This is a genomic window from Nguyenibacter vanlangensis (assembly GCF_013376155.1).
In the GTDB taxonomy this organism is placed as follows: domain Bacteria; phylum Pseudomonadota; class Alphaproteobacteria; order Acetobacterales; family Acetobacteraceae; genus Gluconacetobacter; species Gluconacetobacter vanlangensis.
The window spans coordinates 1-1,983 of the sequence record NZ_JABXXP010000533.1 but is presented as its reverse complement, the minus strand read 5'-3'; the positions used below and the strand labels follow the sequence as shown (position 1 = coordinate 1,983).

Sequence of the window (1,983 nt, the reverse complement as noted above, 5' to 3'; positions counted from 1 at the left end):
GAGCCCGCCGGGGCGCGAGATGGTGGTGTTGCTGACGATCAGCCCCTGGACGCCGCCCGCGATCGCCGTTTCCACGATCGGACCGATATCGTCGCGGGCGAGGTCCGGGGACAGCTTGACCAACAGCGGCGGGCGGTCGGGATGCGCCGCGCCGATCGCCTGGAGCAGACCGGCCAGGCGCGACGTCTGCTGCAGGTCGCGCAGGCCGGGCGTGTTGGGCGAGGACAGGTTGAGCACGATGTAGTCGGCATAATGCTTCACCCGGCCGACCAGGCGGGGATAGTCTTGCTCGGGATCCGCGCCGGTCTTGTTGATGCCCAGATTGGCGCCGACCGGCACCCGGATGACGGGCCGGCCCGAGGACGAGACGCGCTGCAGGCGCGCGAGGCGCACCGCGAAACGGTCGATGCCCTGGTTGTTGAAGCCCATCCGGTTGATGATCGCCCGGTCTTCGGCCAGGCGGAACAGGCGCGGGCGGGGATTGCCCGGCTGCGGCCGGGGCGTCACGGTGCCGGCCTCGACGAAGCCGAAACCGATCCGGGCCAGCGGGCGCAGCACCTGCGCGTTCTTGTCGAACCCGGCGGCGATGCCGATCGGATTGGGAAAGCGCAGCCCCATGGTCCGCACGGAGAGGGCCGGGTCGTCCCGGCCCGGGAAGCCGCCGCCGCCGAAGCCCAGCATCAGCGCGTTCAGGGCGAGAGCGTGCGCGTCCTCGGGGTCCAGGCGACGCACCAGCGGCATGAGCATGTTCGACACGAGATCCATCATGATCGGATTTTCTGCCGTACATCCCCCGGAGAGAAAACCCCTTGGCAAAAACCCCGGGAAAAAGAACCGGGCGGAAATCAGGCCGGCAGGCTGGAGAGCGGGGCCGGCGGGTCGGTGGGGCAGCGGATCAGCAGATAGGGCGGCACGCGCAGATCGTGCCCGCCATTGAAGCCGGCCAGACGGTTCCACTGGCCCAGCGTGCAATAGACATGGCCGTCATGAACGCAGATCCCGTCCGGCGAGAGCACGCGCGGATCGCGCAGGATCGTGTCGAAACTGCCGTCGAGATTGCGGCGGAAAATCGCGTCATGTTCGAAATTGGTGGTGTAGATACGCCCTTGGGGATCGGTCGCCAGCCCGTCGGCCACGCCCTTTTCCCCCAGGTCGGTCACGGCGGCGGCGAGTTCGGCGTCGCCGCGCGCGAAATCGGACAGCAGCGCCGTGGGCAGGCTGTAAAGCCGCCGGCTGGTCAGCGGACAATAATATAAGGTCGCGCCGTCGGGACTGAGGGTGATGCCGTCGACCCCGCCCGAGACGAAGGTCTGGCGGCTGGGGTTGAAGACCAGGGGACGGCCTTCGACCACGGCCATGAAACGGGATTCGGTCTGTGTCGATGGGTGGTGGGCCAGGACGCGGCGCTGGCGGCCGGTGGCGATATCGACCACCACCAGCGCCGGATGCGTGCCGAAGGACGAGTCGGTGACATAGGCCGTGCCCTCTGCGCCATGGGTCAGGTCGACGCGCAGGTCGTTCATATGGCTGTCGGGCAGCAGGGTCGGCGGCGTCAGGACGATGCTGGCGACGACGCGGTCGGTGGCGGGATCGATTCCCACGATCTTCGCGGCGCCGGGGCGCAGGGGCTGGCCGGCCAGCTTGCCGTCATCGATCATCCACAGGCGGCCGCGCGTGTCGGTCGTCATGCCATGGACCGAAACCAGCCGGTCGGCCGGGGCGCGGTCGGACGGCAGGCTGAGCGCGGCACTGGGATAGGGCACCAGCCCGCCATCCCTCAGTTCGGCCAGGGTCGCGCCCTTGTGGTCGACCGCGTGGCGGGGAAAGCCGACGAACATCCGGCCATCGGGGGTGATCGCGATGCCGGACGGGCCGGGATCGGCGAACCGGGCCACGATGTCGAACGTGCCGGCGGAATTGAATCCGTGATCGGTATTGGTGGCCAGGCCGGCCGGCGGCGCGGCACGGGCGGCACGCCCGGCC

At 69.3% G+C, this 1,983-nt stretch carries 2 protein-coding genes; both read right to left on the bottom strand.

Translation table 11 applies throughout. The features are described 5' to 3' along the window. A partial coding sequence (gene pyrD, locus HUK84_RS16305) for a dihydroorotate dehydrogenase (quinone) (protein ID WP_374729378.1) occupies positions 1 to 768 on the bottom strand: 768 nt, incomplete at its 3' end. Positions 769 to 845: 77 nt separating this feature from the next. After that, positions 846 to 1,983, bottom strand: a 1,138-nt coding sequence (locus HUK84_RS16300) for an L-dopachrome tautomerase-related protein (protein WP_176641218.1), incomplete at its 5' end; no start/stop codon positions are given.